Source organism: Leptospira alexanderi serovar Manhao 3 str. L 60, from assembly GCF_000243815.2.
GTDB classification, from domain to species: Bacteria; Spirochaetota; Leptospiria; order Leptospirales; family Leptospiraceae; genus Leptospira; species Leptospira alexanderi.
Map to the genome: position 1 here is coordinate 102,423 of NZ_AHMT02000053.1, position 20,026 is coordinate 122,448.

General features: G+C 40.0%; 18 protein-coding genes. 4 read left to right on the forward strand and 14 right to left on the reverse strand.

Features of this window, described 5'->3' with window-relative positions; genetic code table 11:
• Window positions 1-392 precede the first annotated feature (392 nt).
• Window positions 393-2,069, reverse strand: coding sequence for an acyl-CoA dehydrogenase family protein (locus LEP1GSC062_RS18315; RefSeq protein ID WP_010576689.1), 1,677 nt, complete (start codon window positions 2,067-2,069; stop codon window positions 393-395).
• A gap of 349 nt (window positions 2,070-2,418) precedes the next feature.
• Here LEP1GSC062_RS18315 and LEP1GSC062_RS20605 point away from each other — a divergent pair, with 349 nt between their 5' ends.
• The 3 genes from LEP1GSC062_RS20605 (at window position 2,419) to LEP1GSC062_RS18330 (ending at window position 3,826) form a co-directional block, all read left to right on the forward strand.
• Window positions 2,419-2,673 (forward strand): transposase, encoded by a 255-nt coding sequence (locus tag LEP1GSC062_RS20605; protein ID WP_010576690.1) that lies wholly within the window; start codon window positions 2,419-2,421, stop codon window positions 2,671-2,673.
• 141 nt (window positions 2,674-2,814) lie between these two features.
• A complete protein-coding gene (locus LEP1GSC062_RS18325; protein WP_020985021.1) occupies window positions 2,815-3,357 on the forward strand; it encodes a Panacea domain-containing protein in 543 nt (180 codons plus the stop codon).
• Window positions 3,358-3,412: 55 nt separating this feature from the next.
• Complete coding sequence (locus tag LEP1GSC062_RS18330; RefSeq protein ID WP_208855151.1) at window positions 3,413-3,826, forward strand: hypothetical protein; 414 nt, start codon at window positions 3,413-3,415, stop codon at window positions 3,824-3,826.
• A gap of 55 nt (window positions 3,827-3,881) precedes the next feature.
• On the opposite strand, the gene LEP1GSC062_RS18335 is transcribed toward LEP1GSC062_RS18330, so the two are convergent.
• The 13 genes from LEP1GSC062_RS18335 to LEP1GSC062_RS18400 all read right to left on the reverse strand — a co-directional run bounded on the left by LEP1GSC062_RS18335 (window position 3,882) and on the right by LEP1GSC062_RS18400 (window position 17,972).
• Window positions 3,882-5,081, reverse strand: coding sequence for an AZOBR_p60025 family cell surface glycopolymer formation protein (locus LEP1GSC062_RS18335; RefSeq protein ID WP_010576693.1), 1,200 nt, complete (start codon window positions 5,079-5,081; stop codon window positions 3,882-3,884).
• Window positions 5,082-5,085: 4 nt separating this feature from the next.
• Window positions 5,086-5,790 (reverse strand): glycosyltransferase family 2 protein, encoded by a 705-nt coding sequence (locus tag LEP1GSC062_RS18340; RefSeq protein WP_020985062.1) that lies wholly within the window; start codon window positions 5,788-5,790, stop codon window positions 5,086-5,088.
• Window positions 5,787-6,824 carry an NAD-dependent epimerase/dehydratase family protein gene (locus LEP1GSC062_RS18345; protein WP_010576694.1) on the reverse strand — a complete coding sequence of 346 codons (1,038 nt, stop codon included), beginning with the start codon at window positions 6,822-6,824 and terminating at the stop codon, window positions 5,787-5,789. Before LEP1GSC062_RS18345 ends, LEP1GSC062_RS18340 begins: the two co-directional genes overlap by 4 nt.
• Window positions 6,825-6,865: 41 nt before the next feature.
• On the reverse strand, window positions 6,866-8,290 hold the full coding sequence (locus LEP1GSC062_RS18350; RefSeq protein ID WP_020985134.1) for a sugar phosphate nucleotidyltransferase: 1,425 nt from the start codon (window positions 8,288-8,290) through the stop codon (window positions 6,866-6,868).
• 157 nt (window positions 8,291-8,447) lie between these two features.
• Entirely contained in the window at window positions 8,448-12,164 is a 3,717-nt protein-coding gene (locus tag LEP1GSC062_RS18355; RefSeq protein WP_020985112.1) for a restriction endonuclease subunit S, read from the reverse strand.
• Between the two features lie 283 nt (window positions 12,165-12,447).
• Window positions 12,448-12,705 carry a hypothetical protein gene (locus LEP1GSC062_RS18360; RefSeq protein ID WP_010576698.1) on the reverse strand — a complete coding sequence of 86 codons (258 nt, stop codon included), beginning with the start codon at window positions 12,703-12,705 and terminating at the stop codon, window positions 12,448-12,450.
• Between the two features lie 606 nt (window positions 12,706-13,311).
• Window positions 13,312-14,328: an endolytic transglycosylase MltG gene (mltG, locus tag LEP1GSC062_RS18365; protein WP_002630834.1), complete on the reverse strand. Its 1,017-nt coding sequence runs from the start codon at window positions 14,326-14,328 to the stop codon at window positions 13,312-13,314.
• Between the two features lie 59 nt (window positions 14,329-14,387).
• A complete protein-coding gene (locus LEP1GSC062_RS18370; RefSeq protein ID WP_010576699.1) occupies window positions 14,388-14,951 on the reverse strand; it encodes a phosphoribosyl-AMP cyclohydrolase in 564 nt (187 codons plus the stop codon).
• A 241-nt stretch (window positions 14,952-15,192) separates the two neighbouring features.
• A complete protein-coding gene (locus tag LEP1GSC062_RS18375; protein ID WP_002630835.1) occupies window positions 15,193-15,546 on the reverse strand; it encodes a single-stranded DNA-binding protein in 354 nt (117 codons plus the stop codon).
• Between the two features lie 221 nt (window positions 15,547-15,767).
• Window positions 15,768-16,031 (reverse strand): hypothetical protein, encoded by a 264-nt coding sequence (locus tag LEP1GSC062_RS18385; RefSeq protein WP_010576701.1) that lies wholly within the window; start codon window positions 16,029-16,031, stop codon window positions 15,768-15,770.
• The gene (locus LEP1GSC062_RS18390) at window positions 16,021-16,569 is read right to left on the reverse strand and encodes an RNA polymerase sigma factor (RefSeq protein WP_010576702.1); all 549 of its coding nucleotides are present in this window, start codon (window positions 16,567-16,569) and stop codon (window positions 16,021-16,023) included. Before LEP1GSC062_RS18390 ends, LEP1GSC062_RS18385 begins: the two co-directional genes overlap by 11 nt.
• Entirely contained in the window at window positions 16,559-16,996 is a 438-nt protein-coding gene (locus LEP1GSC062_RS18395) for a Spy/CpxP family protein refolding chaperone (RefSeq protein ID WP_010576703.1), read from the reverse strand. Before LEP1GSC062_RS18395 ends, LEP1GSC062_RS18390 begins: the two co-directional genes overlap by 11 nt.
• A gap of 253 nt (window positions 16,997-17,249) precedes the next feature.
• Window positions 17,250-17,972, reverse strand: a complete 723-nt coding sequence (locus tag LEP1GSC062_RS18400) for an MIP/aquaporin family protein (RefSeq protein ID WP_039942610.1) — start codon at window positions 17,970-17,972, stop codon at window positions 17,250-17,252.
• A 130-nt stretch (window positions 17,973-18,102) separates the two neighbouring features.
• Between LEP1GSC062_RS18400 and fliD the strand changes: the two genes are divergently transcribed.
• The gene (gene fliD, locus LEP1GSC062_RS18405) at window positions 18,103-20,022 is read left to right on the forward strand and encodes a flagellar filament capping protein FliD (protein ID WP_010576705.1); all 1,920 of its coding nucleotides are present in this window, start codon (window positions 18,103-18,105) and stop codon (window positions 20,020-20,022) included.
• The last annotated feature ends 4 nt before the right edge of the window (window positions 20,023-20,026 follow it).

Here is a 20,026-nt window from a genome sequence, read left to right on the forward strand (position 1 = left end):
AGGTTTCGAAGTATTTAAAGAATCACCGATCGCGCGTTCGATTTTCTTGGCGTCAACCCGAGTAGTTTACTCCAAGGTTTTGATTTCATAATTTCGCGCGTAAAAGTTGGGTTCGGGCCCTTTCTAAGATTGAATTGCCCGGCAAACTCAGCGCATCGCTTTCGCGTTTCAGGGTAGCTAGCGAAAGACACGAAGTGTCTGAAGCGAGGGGAAGGCTTTCCCCTTTCAAAGGACTGAGTACAGAATTGTAAGAGCATATTTTCTATAAATACCGATCCACTACCGCTTATCCTTTTCAAAGAACCAACTTCTGCATTACGATTTCGGAATGCAGTTTTCAAGGCATTAGCCGCTTACCGTCCAATCTCCTTAAATTTGTCGGTTCGTCGTTTTTACGATCCTGCGTATTGATCCATTAGAGATTTTGCAATTACTCTGAGGGCCATCACTTCTTCGGCGCCTTCAAAGATCGAGAACACTCGAGCGTCCACGAAGTAACGGGATACCGCGTATTCTTCCGCGTACCCCATACCACCGTGAATCTGCATCGCTTCGCGAGTTACCCACTCCGCAACCTTGGAAGCGTAAAACTTGATCAAAGTCGCTTCCATCTGGCCTTTGTGATTATCCAAAAGATTCGCTACATGATTTGCGAACTGACGAGAAGCCTGAAGGATGGTCGCCATTCTTGCGATTTTGTATTTCGTTAAATTGTATTCGTAGATCGGTTTTTGAAATACGGATCTCTCTTGCGCATAACGTAGCGCCGCTTCCAAAGCGGCCTGCATCACTCCGTGTGCACGAGCAGCGGTCTGAATTCTTCCGCCCGCAAATCCTTCCATCTGGAAGTAAAATCCTTTTCCTCTACCCGCTTCTCCGCCTAACAGGTTTTCGGCGGGAACAAAGTAGTTGTCAAAAGAAACTTCGAAAGAATGCATTCCTCGGTAACCGATGGTTCCGATCGCCTTACCTTCGATCTTTCCGCCTTCCGGTTGAGTGTAAGTAAATTCGTGACCTGGAAAGCTCGGCTTTTCCGCAAGAAGAATCGAAAGTCCTTTGTGTTTCAAGGAAGGATCGGACTCGGTTCTGCAAAGAATCAATAGAAGATTTGCATAACCCGCAAAGGTACACCAGGTTTTAACACCGTTGATCACCCAACCGCCGTTGGCCGGTTTGGCGGTAACGGAAACTCCCGCTACATCGGAACCGTAATTTGGTTCGGTCACCATGATTCCGGCCATTCTTTCTCCCGATGCGAGTAACGGAAGCCACTTGTCTTTCTGTTCTTGGGTTCCGCCTTTGAGTAGAGCCTTGGACATGATCTCGGGTCTTGTAATCAAGGAACCCGCGATTCCCAAACCTCCTCTGGAAAGTTCTTCGGTAACGACGAGCATGGAAAGATTGTCCGGTTTATCGTTCGGCTGAATTCCACCGTACGACTCGGGAATACATAAACCGAAACAACCCATGTCTTTAAGTCCGCCGATGATGTCTTCGGGAATGATATCGTCGTGTCTGTGAACGTGTTCGGCGTGAGGCATAACCACGTCTTCCGCAAACTTTTTAAAAGTCTCGCGAAACATCTCGTGATCGTCGTCCAGACCGTAAGCGCCGAAGTGACCCTTAGCTACGATCTTGTCCGCGATCTGGTTGTAGTTTTGGATCGCCATCGCGCCTTCTAAAAATCGATTGATTTCTTCGTTGAAAATTTTGGAAACGAGGTCGGAAGCTTTGATTCCGTACTCGGTAGGACGGGAACTGATTTCGGAACGAACGTGGTTCACGGTTTCAGCCGCAAACACGACCGCCATTTCCTGTTCGAGATCGCCGGTTCCGCGAGAAGTATCCCAAGCGTATTCAATAAACTTTTCCGCGATTTTTTGTTCGGATGTAAGCCAGGCGATTTGGTATTGAACAAGTTGGTTTTCGTCCATCTTGTCAACGGAAACTTTTCCGTTTACATTGCAACGTGCCGCAAGGGCCTTCGTAACTTCTTCGATAATTCCTGCGGAAACGGAAAGTGCTTTTTTCGCGGTCGCTTGATCAACGACGGTATGGGTTGCGCTCATGGGTTTTTAATCCTGAAGTAAAAAATTCGAATCTGAAACCTACAAAATCACTACTTCTACCACTGTCATTTGCTTTTTGAACGAACCTTCCCGGGGACATATACAACACTTCGAAATCAAAGTCAAATGTTCATTATGTCGAAAGACGCCCAAAAAATCAGGCCGCATTCCGTTCTGACAAGTCAGAACGGAACCGCGCTTTCCGCTCCAGTCAAGAAATTGAGATCTGCGTAAATCGAAGATATATAGGGAAAGCAATTTCTTGACTACGCCGAATGATCTGAAACGCGATCCCTAGAGAGCCATTCGCTGAGTTCTTCTATCAATCGCTTGCGGGAAATTTTACTTTTTGTCCAATAACACAAAAATTTTTACCGATGAATTTAAAGGATATAAAATCTTAGATAGACTTAAAAGAAAACATTTCACTGTAGATTATAGTAAGGAATTCATATCAGCCGATGGAACTCATACTAATAATATTGAGTGTTTTTGGAGTCTTTTGAAAAGAATACATTACGGGACCTACCATAAAATCAATCCAAAGTATATGGAACTCTATTGTGGGAGGAAGCATTTAGCTTTTCTAATAGGGACCAAATGAATGAGATTTTGGATAAAATTCTGAAGCAGAGTGTTCTTAAGAGTTGCAAAAGTTTAAAAAAAGTTGTTGTCAATGCTGACAGGAATAGTATGATACTATACAAATATATAGTATAATTTTAGAATTATAAACTGAGCTTCAATGGATATTAAAATTCAAAATGCGATCACCTTCCTTGCTGAAGGATTTAAAGAAAAAGCAGGACGACCAATATCTCAAACATTTTTATATAAACTTCTTGCATATGTAGACTTTACCTCCCTCAAAAAATATGGTATTCCTACACTTGGACTAAAATACGTAGCAATGGATAGAGGCCCAGTTCCAATTGAAATCTATAATGAAATCAAAGAACAAAATAAATTTATCACTTTTGAAGTTATCGATAAAAAAACAGAAACTTACTCAATGAAATTGATCGAACCTCTTATAAAAGCAGATCTTGATTACTTCAATCAGGATGATGTAAATATAATGCGTTCAATTATAAATGAGCATGTGGACGATTCTTCAAAGGCTGAAGATATCTCAAATCGATCACATGCTGATATAAAATCTTGGCAAAAGGCTTATTATGGCAACGGTCCGGATTCACCAATGGATTATACCGATGAATTTGAGTCTTTGGAAAATCTTCCTCATGAAGTAGAACTATTTCTACTTTACAAAGAATTAAAAAAATAAACTTTAGTAATCACTAATGTTAGTGATACCGCATACCTATAGATGGGATGGCTATGTGTTTCATCAGTATGCCGGTGAGAATAAAGCAAGGTGGTTAATCTGTATTGGGCAAAATGGCATTCTATCTGGGTTATCTTATTTCCACTTAGCTACAACAACGACCTCATATCATTCAGATAAAATTTCTCAAAATGCATATTTCAAAATTGATAAAGATAAATACGCATTTTTTGATTCGGATTGTTTTATTTACTTTCAAGAGAGGATATTTACTCTTCAACAAATTGAAATCCAACAACATAAAGAAAAAATTGAATTTAAAGGAATTATTAATTTAGATGACATGCAAAAAATTTATCTAGGTTATTGGTTTTATAAAACTATTCCGCCCATCGATTTAAGAGAGATAAAATCTTCTTTGGAGAATCTTGGAGTAAAAAGTTTACCGGATCCTAAGAAAAACTTATAATTTAAATGTATATAAAGTTATGATTCCGAAATTTCCCTTCACAAAATTTAAAATTTTACCTTACAACATAATCTTGAACTTTGTAGAGAACCGTAAGTCTCGCCAAAATCAAAATCAAATTCAAACCAAACAGATACAAAAACGGACGATCGACGATTTCCTCGTCCTCTGCTTTGATAAAAAGATAGAAGGGAATCGCAAATGTAAAAAGGCGAATCGTATTGATATATTCCGACCAAAAATGATAGTGATTGGCGATCGCGATCATCAAGATCACCAGAGAAAAACCTACCTTATAAAAAGTTCCCTTCTTCCAGGATCCCGTAAAAGGAATCAAGAACATTGTCAGAAACTGGAGCACGAGGGGAAACTTGGAAAAGGATCGAACGATCTGTTTGATTCCTCCTCCGCTCATAAAACTCGCAGCCAACTCCATTAGATATTTATAAATTCCTTCGAACGGAATCATAAAAACCGCAAGTCTTGTCGGAGTCCAATTCGGCAAAGTATATTTGAGATAAATCTGCCAGAGAATGGGAACGAGTAAAGTGGAACCTACGATCAACATCTTCTTCACGTCTTTGCGGGACAAGGCCGCAAGTCCCAACGAGAAAAGATAGAATAACGCGGGTTCTTTCGTAACCAAAGCGAGACCGGAGAGAACATAGAATAGAACGTAGTTTTCCTTTTCGTAAAAATAAATCGCAAGAACGATCAACGAAACCATGATCGTATCGCTTACAAGAACGGAATAACTCGCCAGCGTAAACGGAGAGACGAGATATAAAATCGCCCAATGAGATTTTTCCTTTAAAAGTACGCGAAGAGCCAAATAAGAAAGATAAAGCAGCGAAATGCTTAAGACATACATCCCTGCGATGTTTCCCCATGTACCGAAAATTCCCCAGAGAGAAATTAACAACGGATAACCGATCCTAGGAGCCCTGTATGTGGCGTCGAAACCTTCCGGCCATTGAAGACTCAGATTGGAAATTGATCTGGAATAATAGTAAAAAATCTGACCGTCGTAACCGGCTCCTAAATCCCCTTCTTTTCCCTGAAATGCGATCACTCCGCTCGGGGTTTCCGCTTCGTTCTTTTTAATGAATTCCTCTCCAAAATTCACCATCGCGGAAGGATTCCACTCGTAACGGGACCAAAGTGCAAGTGTTACAAAACCGTATAACGAAACGAGAACAATCAGGCCTTTTAGGGGAGAATCTATTTTTCGAAATAAAGATTCAAGTTTCTGCATATTCTTAACCGCCGAGACCGAGTTTTCTTTTTAATAATTTTAGCGCAAACCGAATCGCTTGTTTTAAAACCCTTCGATTGAAGGAAGAGTTGGAAAACACGTAGTGAATTCCGATTTCCCGGATCGTTCCTTTGTTTTTAGCGACGATCGAAAGAGCCTCCATGTGAAAATCAAACGCGACCGATTCCAATTCGGTCCCTGCGATCCAAGTAAACGCTTTTTTAGAGTACTTTCTATAACCCGAGGTGCAGTCCCTCAAACGATAACCGAATACGTCGAACAAACCCGGAGAAATACAGTAATTCATCACCTTGGCCGCGAGGAAAGATATTAGCTTTCTGTAAAGTGGAACCCCGTCGGTAGTTATACGACTTCCGATCACGAGGTCCGCTTCCGTTTTGATGAATTCGGGAAGTTTATCCGGATCGTGGGAAAGGCCCGCATCCATCGTCACAACCGAATCGTATTTTTTTTCGACTGCGAACTTCATTCCATCTTGAATCCCACCGGGAATATGAGTGTTCTTTTCGTGGCGAATCGTAAACAAGTTCTTCGGATATTTGCGAATCAGCACTTTTAAAATTTCCGGCGTTTTATCTTTGGAAGCGTCGTCGACAACGATCACGTCCGAATATTTCAAAGCTCGTTCGACAACTTCGCGGATCGTTTCTTCCTCGTTGTAAGCGGGGATGACGACGAGATTTTTCATTTTTTGACTTCGAACACGGATTTATCCGCTTGGATCCAGCGGATCAGTTTTTCCACGCCTTCTCTCGGTTTGAATTTAGGATTGAATCCGAATCCTTTCGCCTTGGTGATGTCGCAGATAAAATAGCGCATATCTCCCGGTCTTTCTACGTCAAATACGATCTCCTGTTTTTTACCGAGTATATCTCCGATCATATGAATACATTCTAATAAAGAAATTTTATGATCCGGACCTCCGCCGATGTTAAAAACTCCGGGAGTCGGATTTTCAAACCATCGGAGATAACTTTCCGCTCCGTCCGCGGCATAAAGGATATCGCGTGCTTGTTTACCGGTTCCGAAAATCCGCAAAGGCCAACCGAATACGGAACGAATCGCAAAGTTCGCCACCCAGCCGTGATCCTCTCCGCCAAACTGGCGTTCGCCGTAAATTCCGGTAAAACGAAACGAAGCGGCCTTTATCTTATACATATCCACGTACGTTTTTACGTAGTGTTCCGCACTCATCTTAGAAGCATGAAGTGGGGAAATTTCTCCCACCATCACCGGCTGATCTTCTCCGATCGCGACAGGACTTCTTTCGTAGGATGTAGCGCCTTCTTTGAGAGTGTCGTTGATTGAATTTCCGTATACGTGGATGGAACTCGTATTAACGACCGGAATATTCCGTTTACGGGCGACTTCCAAAACATTAAAGGTTCCTAATACGTTTGTGGTAAAATCGAGTTCGGGATCTTCCCAGGAAATTGTCATCGCGGGTTGCGCGGCCGTATGAACGATAAAATCGCAACCTTCCGTACGATCGGTAAGATGTTCTAGGTTTCTGATATCCCCTTTCACCATCGTAACACCGAGCGCTTTTAAAAAATTCCAGTTGTATTCGCGAGTCGCTTCAGTTCCATATCCGGTTCTTTTCAACTCGTATTTGGTCATACTGTCGTAGCTGACAACATCCCAACCTTGTTTACGAAACGTTTCACAAACGTGGGAACCCAGAAATCCGCACCCGCCTGTCACTAAAACTTTTTTTGCCATAAATATCCCTTTTTCATATTTTATAATTACAAAATTCTAAATTAGTTTCCGAACCATTTTTTCTTCAGCATCAAACGGACGATTGAAAGGAATTCGCGGGTTGTGTTCTTCGGAACGGATTCGATCGGACGATAATAGGAGATCGGAATTTCGATACAACGCATGTAAGAACGAACGGTTTCCATCATCAGTTCGGGAATGATTCTCCGGTCATTCATTTCCAAATCGGGCTCTATTTTAGAGTAAGAATCCTTCCAGATCGCAAAGTAAGAACACATCGCGTCCGTAAAACGCGGCTCCATTCCCCACCAAAAAACCTCGATGAGTTTTCCGAGGATCAGATTGACCACACGAACTCCGGGAAGAAGATTAGAACCTTGTTCGATCATCTGCCTTGTGGTTCGGGTTCCGATCACCATATCGGAGTCTTTTAGATATTCTAAAAGTTTGGGATAATCCTTCGATCGATACGATCCGTCGGGGGTTATAATGATCGCGATATCCCCGGAAGCGGCCCGGATTCCTTCACGAATTTGTTTTCCGAAATGATTTTCGCCCCCTTCGGTTTTAAAGGAAAGAACTTTCGCTTTTTCTTTTTTAGCAATTTCTAATGTTTTGTCCGTAGAGCCAAAGTCGACCACCAAAATTTCGTCTACCTTCCCCCGGAAATCCACGATCACGTCCGCAATGGATCTTTCGTTGTTTTTTGTGGGGACGATCAGCGTAGTTTTAAAACGTGCGAATTCCTCGTTTCGGATCTCGTAAACCGCGTGATGATAATCCTGCATGGAATTGATATTGAAGTATTCCACGTCGAGTTCCGTCGCGAAAACTTTGCGGCTTTTTTTTGCCATCAGGTCGATTACGTCCGTGATCTCGATGATTCCGTTTTTGGCCGAAGGGGGAGTTTGTTTAAAATATTCGAAATAAGCGGGAGTGAAAAGATAGCTTCCCAGACCGAGGAGATTGTTCGGAGGGTCGGAAGGTTTTTCCACGAGTTCCAAGATCCGATCCCCTTTCAGTTCCACGGAATAATTTTTTCGGATTCTGGAAAGAAGGGTGGTTTTTTGAACGCCAATCGAGGCGATGAGTTTCGGATGTTTTCGAAACGTTTGTATGAATTTTTTATGATCCGGATGAAAGTAAAACTCGTCCCCCAGGATCGTAATAAACGGAGAACGAATCTGCGATTCCAAACTGGCGATATCGCTCGCAAGACCTTTGGTGGTCCAAGGAGAGGATATGATTTCCACGTTCTGATGATTCTTCCGAATTTTTTCGATTTCGGAAAGTACCATTTCTTTGAGGTGGCCAACTATAATATAAATTTTTTTAACACGAAACGTGCTCTGCATCAGCTCGACGTTTCGTTCGAGGATCGTTTTTCCCTGAAATTCGAATAAGGGTTTGGGAATGTATGTCGTTCTGGGATAGGCTCGTGTTCCTTTACCGGCCGCAGCGATCACACCTACTTCAATATTTGCCACTTAGGGGATATGCTATTTTTAGAGGCCTAAGGATGTCAAAAACGATTTGGAGGAGCGATCCGGGAGAAAGACTAGAAAAAGTGTAAAATTAACCGATTATCTGTGCAGTGATAGTAGATAGATAAAGTGATGATTTTTATACCAAATACTTCTTCAAGATTGCTTCTTGCTGCTTCGGGATCAAGTCAATTTGTTTTTCTAACTCTGTTATTTTCTTTTCAATTTTTACGATTTCAGAAACTATTCTTTTCTGTTCTGGAATTGTTGGTAATGGAATTTTAAATTCTTCTAATTGGAGTTTCGTAATTGCTTCTCTTGATGTAGCTCCATCTCCAATTTCTAAAAGCTTGGTTTTGTATTCGTAACTAACCAGGATAGCCTGCACATATTTTGGTAATGCTTTTTCATTTGTGCGAATTATGGAAACGTGTTGATTAACCCTTGCAGGTAAATATTTTTCATCAACAATACAACATCTTGCTATTGAAGCACCTGTAATATTAAATAGAATATCACTTCTTTCAACGATTACATTGTCCAATTTTTTAGCTTGTTCTTCATTAATGAATGCAAGTCCTTTCTCAACAAAAACATTGTCATAAATATTTTGACTGCGTATTAGACTTATCCCGCTATTTTGATAATTACCTTTTCCTCCGTTTGGAGTTGCTCCACTGCCTATCTTAGAAGTTATTTCTTCGAGTTTAGTTAGCTTTCCCGATGATTTGGAAATTATTTTTCCTATGCTTTGTCTTAATTTTTCTAAATTTTCAACTGACTCTTGCTCTTGCTTTTCTAATTTCTCAATTTCAGAAACTATTTTTTTCTGAATACTGAACGAAGGAAGGGGTATTTTAACATTTGATAAATCATCAGCATAGACGTGAGGCTGTGCCTGCCCTCTTTGTAATTGATATATTTCTCTTTGAATTGATTTTAAAAAGTGAAAGATCAATTTAGTCGATATGTTTTTTTCGTTTTTTGATTTAACCGTATTACAATCTGAAGCAAAAATTGGAATATCGAAATAGTTTATAAATCCTGCATAAGCTCCCGAAGCACTAACAGTAATAATATTGCCTTCTCTATTTGATTTATTGTGATAATAAGAGAAACTTTGACCCCCCGCTATTACAGGAATATTTCCTTTGACGGCTTTTTCCTCCGTGATTGTTTTACCTTTTTGAATATCAGCGATATCACTTAAAAACTCCAGCTTAGCAGTTTTCCAAACCTCCTCAAATTTTACTTTTTTTTTAGCAGAAAGTGAAATGCTTTTTTCAAAATCCACTCGATCAAAGATTAGCTTATCGACCAAATTATGGTAGCTTACATTTTGCTGCAAATTTTCAGGCAGGTCTAAATCAAATTCATTGTTAAAAGCTTTGTAAATATAGGTGCTTGCCTTTCCGGAATTAGTAAAGCTATCAGCGTCATACAATTGAGTACATTCATCTATACTTTTACTACGTTGAATGGCATGTATGCCTTCGCTTCCTCTGCGGTTGCTAAATTCATAACCGAGAAAACGTTTTTCCGCATCCTTTTCACCAGTTTTTACCAAGACTAATTTTTGAGGATAGGCAAGGATAAAATAAAGCAGTTTGTCTTGTTCTAAAGCTAAAATACTGCTCCAAAGTTCCTGCTCGTTGTTAGCTTTAATTTTCTTAACGTATTCCTTATAAATCTCGTGCTGTTCAATATTTTTATTTGGTATCTTTTGTAATAAGGTTTTATAATCCTCATAAGAAATCGAACCCCAAACATGAGCAATGTATTTATTAATGGGTTTTTCAATACCGTTTATCGTAACGTCTTTTAGATTGATGAAACACTTTTTAATGGCTTCTTCAATATTAAAAGCATCCACATTATTTCTACGTCTTAAAAAAAGCGTAACGGTATTAGTTCCTGTCGCCATAAAGGTATTGGAACCTAATTCAGTAATACCTAAAATTTCAAAGTATTTTAAAAGAATTTCTCTTGTTTGGGTGTAAATTCCAGTATTACTTAAAATACTACTTGGCAAAATGATTCCGGCGACTCCACCATCTTTCAATAATTGTTTCGTTCTCTCAATAAATAAACATTCTATTTCAGAGCTTTGGTCAGTTAGTCTTTTATATAAATCAAAAGCTTTTTCAGACTTCTCGCTATCCATCAACCCTTTAAAAGCCGAAACCGAATAAGGAGGGTTCGAGATAATAACATCAAACTGTTTATTGTCTTGAGGATAGGTTCTGTCTGTTTCTTTCAGTAAATCTTTGAATTCAGCTGAAGTAGCAAAATCTCCCAGGCCATCCCCATGAATGACTTTTGCTAAACCATCTCCATGGAGGTAACAACTAACTTTTGCCGTCTTTACTAAACGATAATCCTTTTCAATTCCATACACATATTGTTCAGCCCAATCAAATTGGTCTTCTTTCCATTTTTTTACGGCTCTTTTCGTCGCTGGATTAAATTTACCTTCATCTAAACTATCAATGTACTTTTGAATTTCCTCCATGGACTCCGTAATAAAATGCCCGCTACCCGCTGCATAATCAATTACTCTCGGAAGCAAATCATTCTTGTTTCCCTGTTCAATTTTCTTGGCCGTAATTTCTAGAAATGGTAAACTTTTAATAATAAAACGAGCAATGGGCACCGGAGTGAAAAACTGTCCGGATTCTTGTTTTAACCCCGTGGTCAAAAGCAATTCAAAGAAATCACTTAAAAATTGTTGGCGGTAATTATATCGCAGCTGATAAACTTGAAGTAGTTCAACTACTTCTTTTACTACTTTTGCGTTTTCTTCAAAAGAAGCGTCATCATAGACTTCTTTTATCGCAAATTCATTATTTTTTTTAAGTCTTATTTCCGTTAAGATCTCCTTGAATCTGTCTTTGTATTTTTCTTCTACTTGTAAAAATTGTTTATCGAATTCGATGTCGCTTACGTCAGTAACTTTCTTTTCCAAAAGCTCAAGCATTCCCCTATTATAAAGGTCCGTTAATCTTTTTTGAAATGAAATGTGATTATCTTCTCCTTCGAGCCATTGAAAGTGTAATTGCTCATCAGGATTTCTATTTTCATCTACAATCTTGCAAAGGAAAAGTGTGAATATTTTATTAAAAGCATTGGGTTTATCAGAAACAACGTTGTGTCTCAGAATTTCCAAAAAACGATTAAAAATAAAGCTACTATCTTCTTGCTTCAAAGTCTTTAAGTCGTTTTTGGTTAATGCTTTACTTTGAAATTCGTAAGGAGAAACCCAATTGTCAAAAATTCCATTCGCTTTTGGAAGCTTATTCCAGCGTTCAAAGAAATCCTTTACATTTCCTGCTTGCCTGTAATCTTCTTCAATTTTAATAATTTCGTTTCTATACTTAATATTTGGCCCATCCAATCCCGAAGCATAGAGCATTAATACATCTGCATCTTTGTCCTGCTGAAAATATGTAAAGAGTTGCCCTCCATTTTTTTCTAAATTTTTAAATTCTTGATCAAACTCTGCTCCCCAAGTCTTACATTCAATCATTATATAAGCAGAACCACTATCTCGGGTAACAAGTATGTCTAATCTTCCACTTGTACCGTGCCCTGTTTTCCAAGTTTTTTCTAAGGTAATATTTTGTGGCCGGTATCCCTTTTCAAGTAATCTATCAACGCATTCTAAAACAACCCAGTTTTCCGTTTGACTAAAATTTTGAGTGGTTTTACTTTCCCCCTTTATCTTATTGCCAAAATTTATAGTTTCTTTTTCAAAATTAATTTCAATAACATAGCCACTATATTTCTTTTGAAAAATATCGGAAGTGTTTTCTTTAGGTGAAAATCCTAACACCTGTATTAGTTTTTTATAATTCATTAGAGTTTCATTTTACTTGTTTAATATTCTTGTTTCTCAAATAATTAAATTGGCTTCCGTCACAGAAAAACAGCATTAGAACATTCCTATTTATGATTTTCTTCGGTAAGTTTTACCTGCTACAACTCCAATTAGTAATGCTTTCTTAAATAAACCCACAAAGACTAATTTCTTGTAAAGGGATAATTGAGTAAAAAAACCGTTGTTAAGAATCTTTTTTAAAGACTTTTTTCACTAAATTCCTACATAAACTGTTTAAAATACAATGTCAAACTTCCACCTCTCAGGAAGATTGATTGCGGACCAAAGAAGTGCGGATTTTCAGCAGATTATTCCTAATTCTTCTTTTTTGGTCGTCGGTCAAAAAAATTTCATTTTTTTCGGCTCTTTGGATGACTAAGTCCGCCTTGGTTACGAACTCCACGGCCGCTTCGTCAACGGATTCCTGATTCTTCTGCTTTTCCCGAAAAACGTTCAAAGCCTTTTGAACTTCCATTAATTCCCGTGTTACGTTTTTGATTTCTAAATCCGGAGTGGCCATATGATTTTTCCTGATCGAAAAGATTAAAAAAATGATCGGGTATCTTATTTTGAAATTCGATTGTATAATCCGTTTTTTGTACAGAAGAATTTTTCGGGTTTTATCGAATTGTTCAAAGTTGTCAAGTTGAGATTCATGAACTCAAAAGAGCAAAACTCAATTGCCGACTGAGAAAGAATTCATTGAAAAAGGTAGGAGTCCTACGATACGAAATCGGGTTTGGAAAAATAAAATTTCCTATTACGGAAACTTTTTTAACCTAACAACATTCGAGTTGCTTTAATTCGAAACATGAATTGAAAGTTTGTCCCATATGGTTAACGGTAAAAAGACGATTTAAAAACTCATAAACCGTCCAAGAGACGGTTTATGAAACTACTGCGTTTTATTACTACTCGGACGCATGAAAATGATACTCGAAAATAAGCGGTCGGTTTTGCAAAAGTATAGCGGTTCTCAAAGATTAAGTCAAATCGGGAAATCTCGACTTTTTAGAGGAAGATTCTAATTTTCGAAATAAGTTTATCATAGTATTTTATTCATGCGTCCGAGTAGTAACGACATAGAAATCGTGATTTTTTTAATATTTTGGGATAAGGCCTTAAATTAATCGTAAAGAACGTCTATATACTTCTTCTTCGCTTCCAAATGTTCTTTGAGGGATTTCGCGAAGTAATGATAGCCGTCTCCTTTTAAGAGAAAAAATAGGTATTCGGTTTCTTTTGGATAAAATGCCGCTTCCAAAGCGGGAAAGCCTGGATTGGAAATCGGTCCGGGAGGAAATCCTTTGTTTAAATAAGTGTTATATGGAGATACGATTTTGAGGTCCTTCTCGAAAATCCTGCTGTGCGGTTTATCAAAAAGATATTGAATTGTGGCACAAGATTCCAAAGGCATATCCCGTTTTAAACGGTTGTTGAAAACTCCGGCCATCAAAGGTCTTTCCTCGTTCCTTTTCGCCTCGCGCTCCACAACGGAACCAAGAATTACGAATTTATGAAGTTCGGAAGGAGAAAGATTTTTCGCCTTTTCGATCTTTGCAATTCGAACGTAAAATCTTTTGATCATCATTCGAACGATTTTATCGACCGGATAATTGATCGGAATGCTGTACGTTTCCGGGAAGAGATATCCTTCGGCGGAAGTCGAGGGAATGTTGAATTCTCTCAAAAGTTCGGGTTTGCTCGCCGCAAGTAAGAAGTCTTGGCGCCTCGGGATGATCTTTTTGGAAACCAGAAGATCGCCGATCTGGCGATTGTTATATCCTTCCGGAATCGTAAAGTTTACGAGTTTTACTTTTCCTTCGGTGATTACCTGAAGAATTTTTCTGGAGTCCATTCCATCATTGATCTCGTAAAGACCTTGTTTGATCTTTCCTGCGCTTCTCGTAAAACGAACCAGATAAAGAAAATACTTGGAGGATTTGATCATACCGTGAGTGGAAAGAGTTTCCACGATCTTTCCGGGAGTATCTCCAGATTCGATGAGCAGATCTATCTTGGTCTGTCCGGATCCGACGGCGCCTCCTTTGAGTTCGTCCACGACAAAAAACGTTGTGACGGCGATCAGAAGAAAAACCCCGATGAGTAGTCCGGAGAAAATCAAAAATTTTTTAATATTCATAAATCCAATTTATTTCCTTCAACAACTTTCAAAAAAAAATCTAGGGACAGAGTACGATTTCAGTTTTTTTCTGGAAGAAAATTTCTCGAAATTGGCAATAGATTCCATTCTCCTCCTGGCATTCTTTCCCTAAAAAAACAACTGTAGTACCCTTCGTGGCAGGCCGCAATTTTTTGCTCCACTTGATAGACCAAAAAAGACCGGTTGGGTGGAGACAGGATTTGAAGAATTTTTTGCGTATGTCCCGAAGTGTCTCCTTTTTTCCAGAGTCGGTTTCTGGATCGACTGAAATAATGTGCGTAACCGGTTTGTAAAGTCAACCTTTGGCTTTCTTCATTTCCAAATGCCTGCATGAGAATCTGGTTTTGAGCATCGATCGCTACGATAGGAATCATTTCGTTTGTGGGAAGTACTAAGAGTTCTCGTATTTTTTCAAAATTCAAAGGTGGAAAATCCGGATGTAGAAATAAAACCGTATCCTCGTCGCAATCCACTTCTTCTCTAAATCCTTTGGGAAGACCGTTTCTATACGGAGGTAATTCTTCCTCTAAAATTCGAGAAAGGGAAGCAATCAACCGGGTCGATTCTTGAACTTCTAGGATTGTGATCTTGCGGGAACTCATGACGTTTTTAGAATGTAGGAACTCCTAAAACCAAGGTTTTTAAAATCCGTCTTCGGTCTAATCAAATCTTACGGCTTTGTTTTTCGTCTTTTTGTTTTGAAAAAGGTGAAAAAATATTCCCGATTGGTTCAGCTTGTTTCGAAATTCGATCTATTTTCTGCAACGCTTCTTAAACTCAAATCTCGCTCCTGAAGGGTCGCGAGATAGGTCGCGTTGCAGATTTACATTCTACTTTAAATCTTTAAGCCGCTTCCCGTTCCTTTCTTCCAGGCAAACCGTCGAACCGAATCGTATATCCTACTACTTTTAGTTTGCTTCTATTACTTCCGTCTTGTGATTTCCATCGATCCTGACGAAGTTCGCCGATCACGGTCGCTTTTTTCCCTTTTTTGAGATATTCGTGCGCGTTTACGGCTTGGCGATCCCATAATTCGATGTCTACAAAGGAAACCTCACCTGGTTCTTCCGGTGTGGATTTATAGTCGTGATTGACCGCCAGAGTGAAAGTGGCTACGTTCTTTCCGCTGTTTAAGGTTTTGATTTCCGGATCGGAGGTGAGATTTCCGTCCAAAATGATATGCGCTAAGTTTTTCATTCTTCATACTCCTATTGAATTTTCTTCCTCACCGAAAACGGTTCTCGGTAGAAATCAAACGGAGCGTAATTTTGGATTTTTTGAGAAGAATTCGATTTTTTCGGAAGAAGCGGAATCCTTTTATCTTACGACACGAAATCGAAGAAACTTTCAGGAAATAAAATTCTTTTCCGGTTTCGATTCGATGAGTAAGAGCGATCCAATATAAAAGAAATGGATTTTCATTTATCCAGAGCGTTTTCCAATTCCTCGAATATTCCTATACTCAAAAGATCCTGATTTTTAAGATCCAAATCCTGGACCCAAAAATCGACGTATGCGCTTAGCCCTATGAATAATACAAGAGAAGCGACTAACATACATTTGTTTCTCGTTTCTCTTTTATCCCTGCGAATTACATTCGAAGAAATATCCCTCACCCAACTCCCGTCTTTTTTTCTTTTTAGGATTTCTTCTTTCAGGGAAAAAATACGATTATTTTTCATAAAATTTCTCCTTGACTCGTTTTATCATTTCTTTTCCTCGGAACGCTCTCGACTTAACGGTTCCCGGTTTTATTCCCATCGTCTCCGCGATTTGACTTTCGGAATATCCCGCAAGATAAAACTCGAGAACCTTTCTATATTTATCGGGAATTTTAACTAAAAGAGCGCGCAACGTTCCGATCATTTCCTGGGAGTTCCATTCGGAATGTCTCGAATTTCCATTTAAGTCCGTATGGCTTGTGAGAAAATCTTCCTCTTTTTTGGACTTGGTCAATTTTTCCGCGCGCTCTTCCTCTTTTCTAAGTTTGTCGTTCATTCTTAAGGATTCGTTTCTCGCGATCGTGTACAACCAAGTGCTCAGCTTTGATTCTTTGCGAAACTGATCCTTCTTGAGGGCTTTGTACGCTCGAAAATAAGTTTCCTGAGCCACGTCGTCGATGGCATAAGAAAACCTCTCTGCGAGGTTTTTTTCTATCGCAGAGAGGACAATTTCCCGAGTGGAACTTACAATTTCCGTAAATTCGGATTCAGTCATCATGATGACGGTGTTTTTGTTGAAACTCTGTAATCAAATCCACTAGCTTATTTCTTTGTTCGGGGGTGAGAATCGTATGAAACTCGATCGCTTTTTTTGTCATAAAAGTTCTCATCTCACTCATCTTATTCATTTCGAGTTCGAACGACTTATTGATTTTTTTCTCGTCTAAAGTCGGCTGACGAAACTCGGCAAGCACTTCTGACGGAATTCTCGGTCCTTGTAGTTTAAGCTCTTTTCTCTTAGACAAGATTTCATCTTTAATATGATAAAGTTCTTTCTTCTGAGAATCGTTCAGATCCAATTCCGAAGTAATCTTTTTAACGACGAACTCCGCTCTTTTTTCGGGAGACCTGTAATGTCTGCATCCTCCTGCGAATAGCCCCAGGACTAAAAGAACCAGACCGGAAACTTTAAAAATTTTTTTCATTGGATTCCTCCATTGTATAGAACTTTGACCAAAGGGAAAAAACCAGGTTCCGCTTTTTTCAGAATTAAGAAGATTCGTTTTTTGTGTCGTTGTTTTTTACCGAGGTTAAAAGAGTGAGAGTTTATCCCAAAACCTTAAAAGAAATCAGTTACAATCTTCAGCAAATTCGTAATAGAACGTGGGAGTTTCCACGTTTCAAGTGGTTAGGGTTTAGATGTTAGGACTTTACACATATTCAAAAAAGAAAATTTCCTTAAACTTTCAAATACCCGAGTAAAAGACCGGCGCAGGCGGCGCCGCTGAGAGGAGCGATAACTGGTAACCACGCGTATTTCCAATTTGAGGGACCTTTACCGGAGATCGGCAAAATAGAATGAGCGAGTCTCGGCCCGAGATCTCTTGCGGGATTGATTGCGTAACCTGTGGTTCCTCCCATGGAAAGTCCAATGCTCCAGACAAGAATTCCCACTAAGAATGTTCCGAAGTGAGTGGTCAAACCCGTCATCGTAGGAGAGAAAATAGAAACGATTCCTAAAATGAGTAAAAAGGTACCTAAGAATTCGCTGAAAAAATTGGACACGACATGCGAAATTGCCGGTTCGGTAGAGAAAGCCGCGAGGATTTTTCCCCGATCCTTTGTTTTCTTCCAATGAGGAAGGTAATGTAAGTAATTGAAAACCGCGCCGAAAAAAGCTCCTCCGACTTGTGCGGGAATATATAACGCTAATTTAGAATAATCGCCAGTCTTGACGGCAAACGCGAGTGTTACAGCGGGGTTGAGATGCGCATCCGAACTTCCGAATGCGTTCGAAGTAAAAATTCCAAGCATTACCGCAAAGGCCCAACCAGTGGTGATTACGATCCAACCTCCGTCTTTGGATTTGCTACTTTCGAGCAAAACTCCGGCCACAACTCCGTTGCCTAAAAGAATTAAAACGAAAGTCCCCAAAAATTCTCCCAAAACAGGCGATAACATTTTTCCCCCTACAAAAATCGGAACTAAAATTCACGGTTTAACATCGGCAATCTGTTTTTCTACCTTCGAATTTTTTCATTTTCTCTTATCTTTTTTTCGATTCGACCGATTAAGAATGTAGGAGAATAAGATGCCCGCATTTACGATTCCAGGACTTAGCTCCGGACAAGATACAAATTTGATCGTAAAGAAATTGGTGGAACTGGAAGCAAAGCCGATCCGTCGACTTGAGCAACAGAATTCGTTTAACAAAGCTCAAGTAAAAGCGTGGAACGACCTCAAAGTAGTTACAACCGACTTACAGAATAAAACAAGAGCACTCATATCTTTTACCGCTCCTTTTGCGATGAAGAATATCGTCTCCGAACCGGAAGGTGTCGTTAGTGGAGACGCTTCTCGTTCCGCGAGCGCCGGTAAACGTAAGATCGAAATTAAAGAACTTGCGACGTATCATCAGGTCTCAGGAGAAAAGACCGACGCAAACAAACAGATTCCCGCGGGTAAGTTCAAAATCTTTTCGGGAGATTCCGAGAAAGAAATCGAATTCTCCGGAGGAACGATTCGAGATTTGGCTTCTTCCATTAAAATTTCCGCCGCGGGTCTTGTGAACACAGGGCTTGTCAAAGTGGACGGTGATAATTACGTTCTTACGTTGACAGCGGGTTTATCGGGCAAAGATCACAAACTGAAATTCGAAGATGGGAACGGAATTTTACAAGCGGCCAATCTCGTGGGCGCGACCGAACCGGCGGATCCTCCGAAGGTGTTAAACTTTTTTCCCGAAGCGGATCAAATCTCCGTTTTTCAACCGGAAAAATACGGAATCGCAACGGATGCAAAGCCGGTTTACAAGGAAGAAAATAACAAGAAGTGGATGGAGATAGCGAGCGTTGGTTCGTTTCAGTTCGGAATTCTTACCACGGAATTGAAGAAGAATACGAGGATAGAACTCGTAACCTCAACCGAATTCGCACCGGAAGACAAACTAGAATTAGGAATTCTTTATAAAGAAAACGATAAGGAAAAAATGATCTTCGAGACGGCTTCCAAACAGGAAGGAAAAATCGTTCTCAATCTGAAGGCCTTCCCTTCCGGTCAAAAGGCGCATAAGATTCTTTTTGCAAATTCGAGCGGTAAAACCGTAATATTAGATTCTTTTCATGTAGTTATTCCGGGAGAATTCAGAGGAGCCAAACCCGCAAAGGAAATCGTCGAAGCGAAAGACGCGGTGTTTCTCGTAGACGGGATCGAGGTCAATCGTCCGAAAAACGAGGGGCTTACGGACGTTCTGGACGGAGTTTCTTTGAATCTTCTCAAAAAAACCGAAGGACCTGTGAGCATCGACATCAAAACGGATTCGGACAAAGGTCTCGAGATGATCAAGGAGTTCGTCGCCGCATACAACACCGTTTTGAAGTTCGGAAAGGACGCGACCGCAGTGGATAAGAACGCGCAGGTCAAGGACGGAAAAGAGGACTCAGGTGAAATCGGTCAGAGCTATTGGGAAGGGAAATCCAAATCCGGTCTATTATCCGGAGAACATACTGTGCTTCGTTTGATCGCCGGAATGAAAACCGTCGCGAGCTCTTCCTATCCCGTAAGCGGGGAAAATCCGGTGAGAATGTTAAGCGACATCGGGATCAGCACCGGAAACGTCGGGAGCAAATGGGCCGATATTCAGGACGGGTTTCTGATTCTGGACGAAGAAAAACTGCGCTCTAAGCTGGCGGAAAATCCGGATTCCGTGCGAAATCTTTTTGCGATCGATACAAACTCGGACGCGAGAATGGATACGGGAGTTGCCGTCGATCTTCTCGAACACATCAAACCTTATACTCAGTATGCGGGCGGACTTGTTTCCGGAAAGGTGAAGATGCTCGAAGAACAAGTCACCGATAACAACAAGAAAATTAAGGAATACGAAAACCATCTTGCGAGTTACGAGAAAAAACTGAAGTCCAAGTTTCTTTATATGGAACAAGGAGTCGGTAAGAACAAAGCGGTCGGGGCCTATTTGAATAATAATCTCAAAGGCGCCAAAAACGAGTGATCCA

Excerpts from the sequence above, each read along its gene's own strand:
- LEP1GSC062_RS18370 (WP_010576699.1), bottom strand. The coding sequence starts at position 14,951 with ATGAGTTCCCGCAAGATCACAATCCTAGAAGTTCAAGAATCGACCCGG.
- LEP1GSC062_RS18400 (WP_039942610.1), bottom strand. The coding sequence starts at position 17,972 with ATGTTATCGCCTGTTTTGGGAGAATTTTTGGGGACTTTCGTTTTAATT.
- mltG (WP_002630834.1), bottom strand. The coding sequence starts at position 14,328 with ATGAATATTAAAAAATTTTTGATTTTCTCCGGACTACTCATCGGGGTT.
- LEP1GSC062_RS18340 (WP_020985062.1), bottom strand. The coding sequence starts at position 5,790 with ATGAAAAATCTCGTCGTCATCCCCGCTTACAACGAGGAAGAAACGATC.
- LEP1GSC062_RS18390 (WP_010576702.1), bottom strand. The coding sequence starts at position 16,569 with ATGATGACTGAATCCGAATTTACGGAAATTGTAAGTTCCACTCGGGAA.
- LEP1GSC062_RS18395 (WP_010576703.1), bottom strand. The coding sequence starts at position 16,996 with ATGAAAAAAATTTTTAAAGTTTCCGGTCTGGTTCTTTTAGTCCTGGGG.
- LEP1GSC062_RS18325 (WP_020985021.1), top strand. The coding sequence starts at position 2,815 with ATGGATATTAAAATTCAAAATGCGATCACCTTCCTTGCTGAAGGATTT.
- LEP1GSC062_RS18375 (WP_002630835.1), bottom strand. The coding sequence starts at position 15,546 with ATGAAAAACTTAGCGCATATCATTTTGGACGGAAATCTCACCTCCGAT.
- fliD (WP_010576705.1), top strand. The coding sequence starts at position 18,103 with ATGCCCGCATTTACGATTCCAGGACTTAGCTCCGGACAAGATACAAAT.
- LEP1GSC062_RS18385 (WP_010576701.1), bottom strand. The coding sequence starts at position 16,031 with ATGAAAAATAATCGTATTTTTTCCCTGAAAGAAGAAATCCTAAAAAGA.
- LEP1GSC062_RS18345 (WP_010576694.1), bottom strand. The coding sequence starts at position 6,824 with ATGGCAAAAAAAGTTTTAGTGACAGGCGGGTGCGGATTTCTGGGTTCC.
- LEP1GSC062_RS18335 (WP_010576693.1), bottom strand. The coding sequence starts at position 5,081 with ATGCAGAAACTTGAATCTTTATTTCGAAAAATAGATTCTCCCCTAAAA.
- LEP1GSC062_RS18355 (WP_020985112.1), bottom strand. The coding sequence starts at position 12,164 with ATGAATTATAAAAAACTAATACAGGTGTTAGGATTTTCACCTAAAGAA.
- LEP1GSC062_RS18315 (WP_010576689.1), bottom strand. The coding sequence starts at position 2,069 with ATGAGCGCAACCCATACCGTCGTTGATCAAGCGACCGCGAAAAAAGCA.
- LEP1GSC062_RS18360 (WP_010576698.1), bottom strand. The coding sequence starts at position 12,705 with ATGGCCACTCCGGATTTAGAAATCAAAAACGTAACACGGGAATTAATG.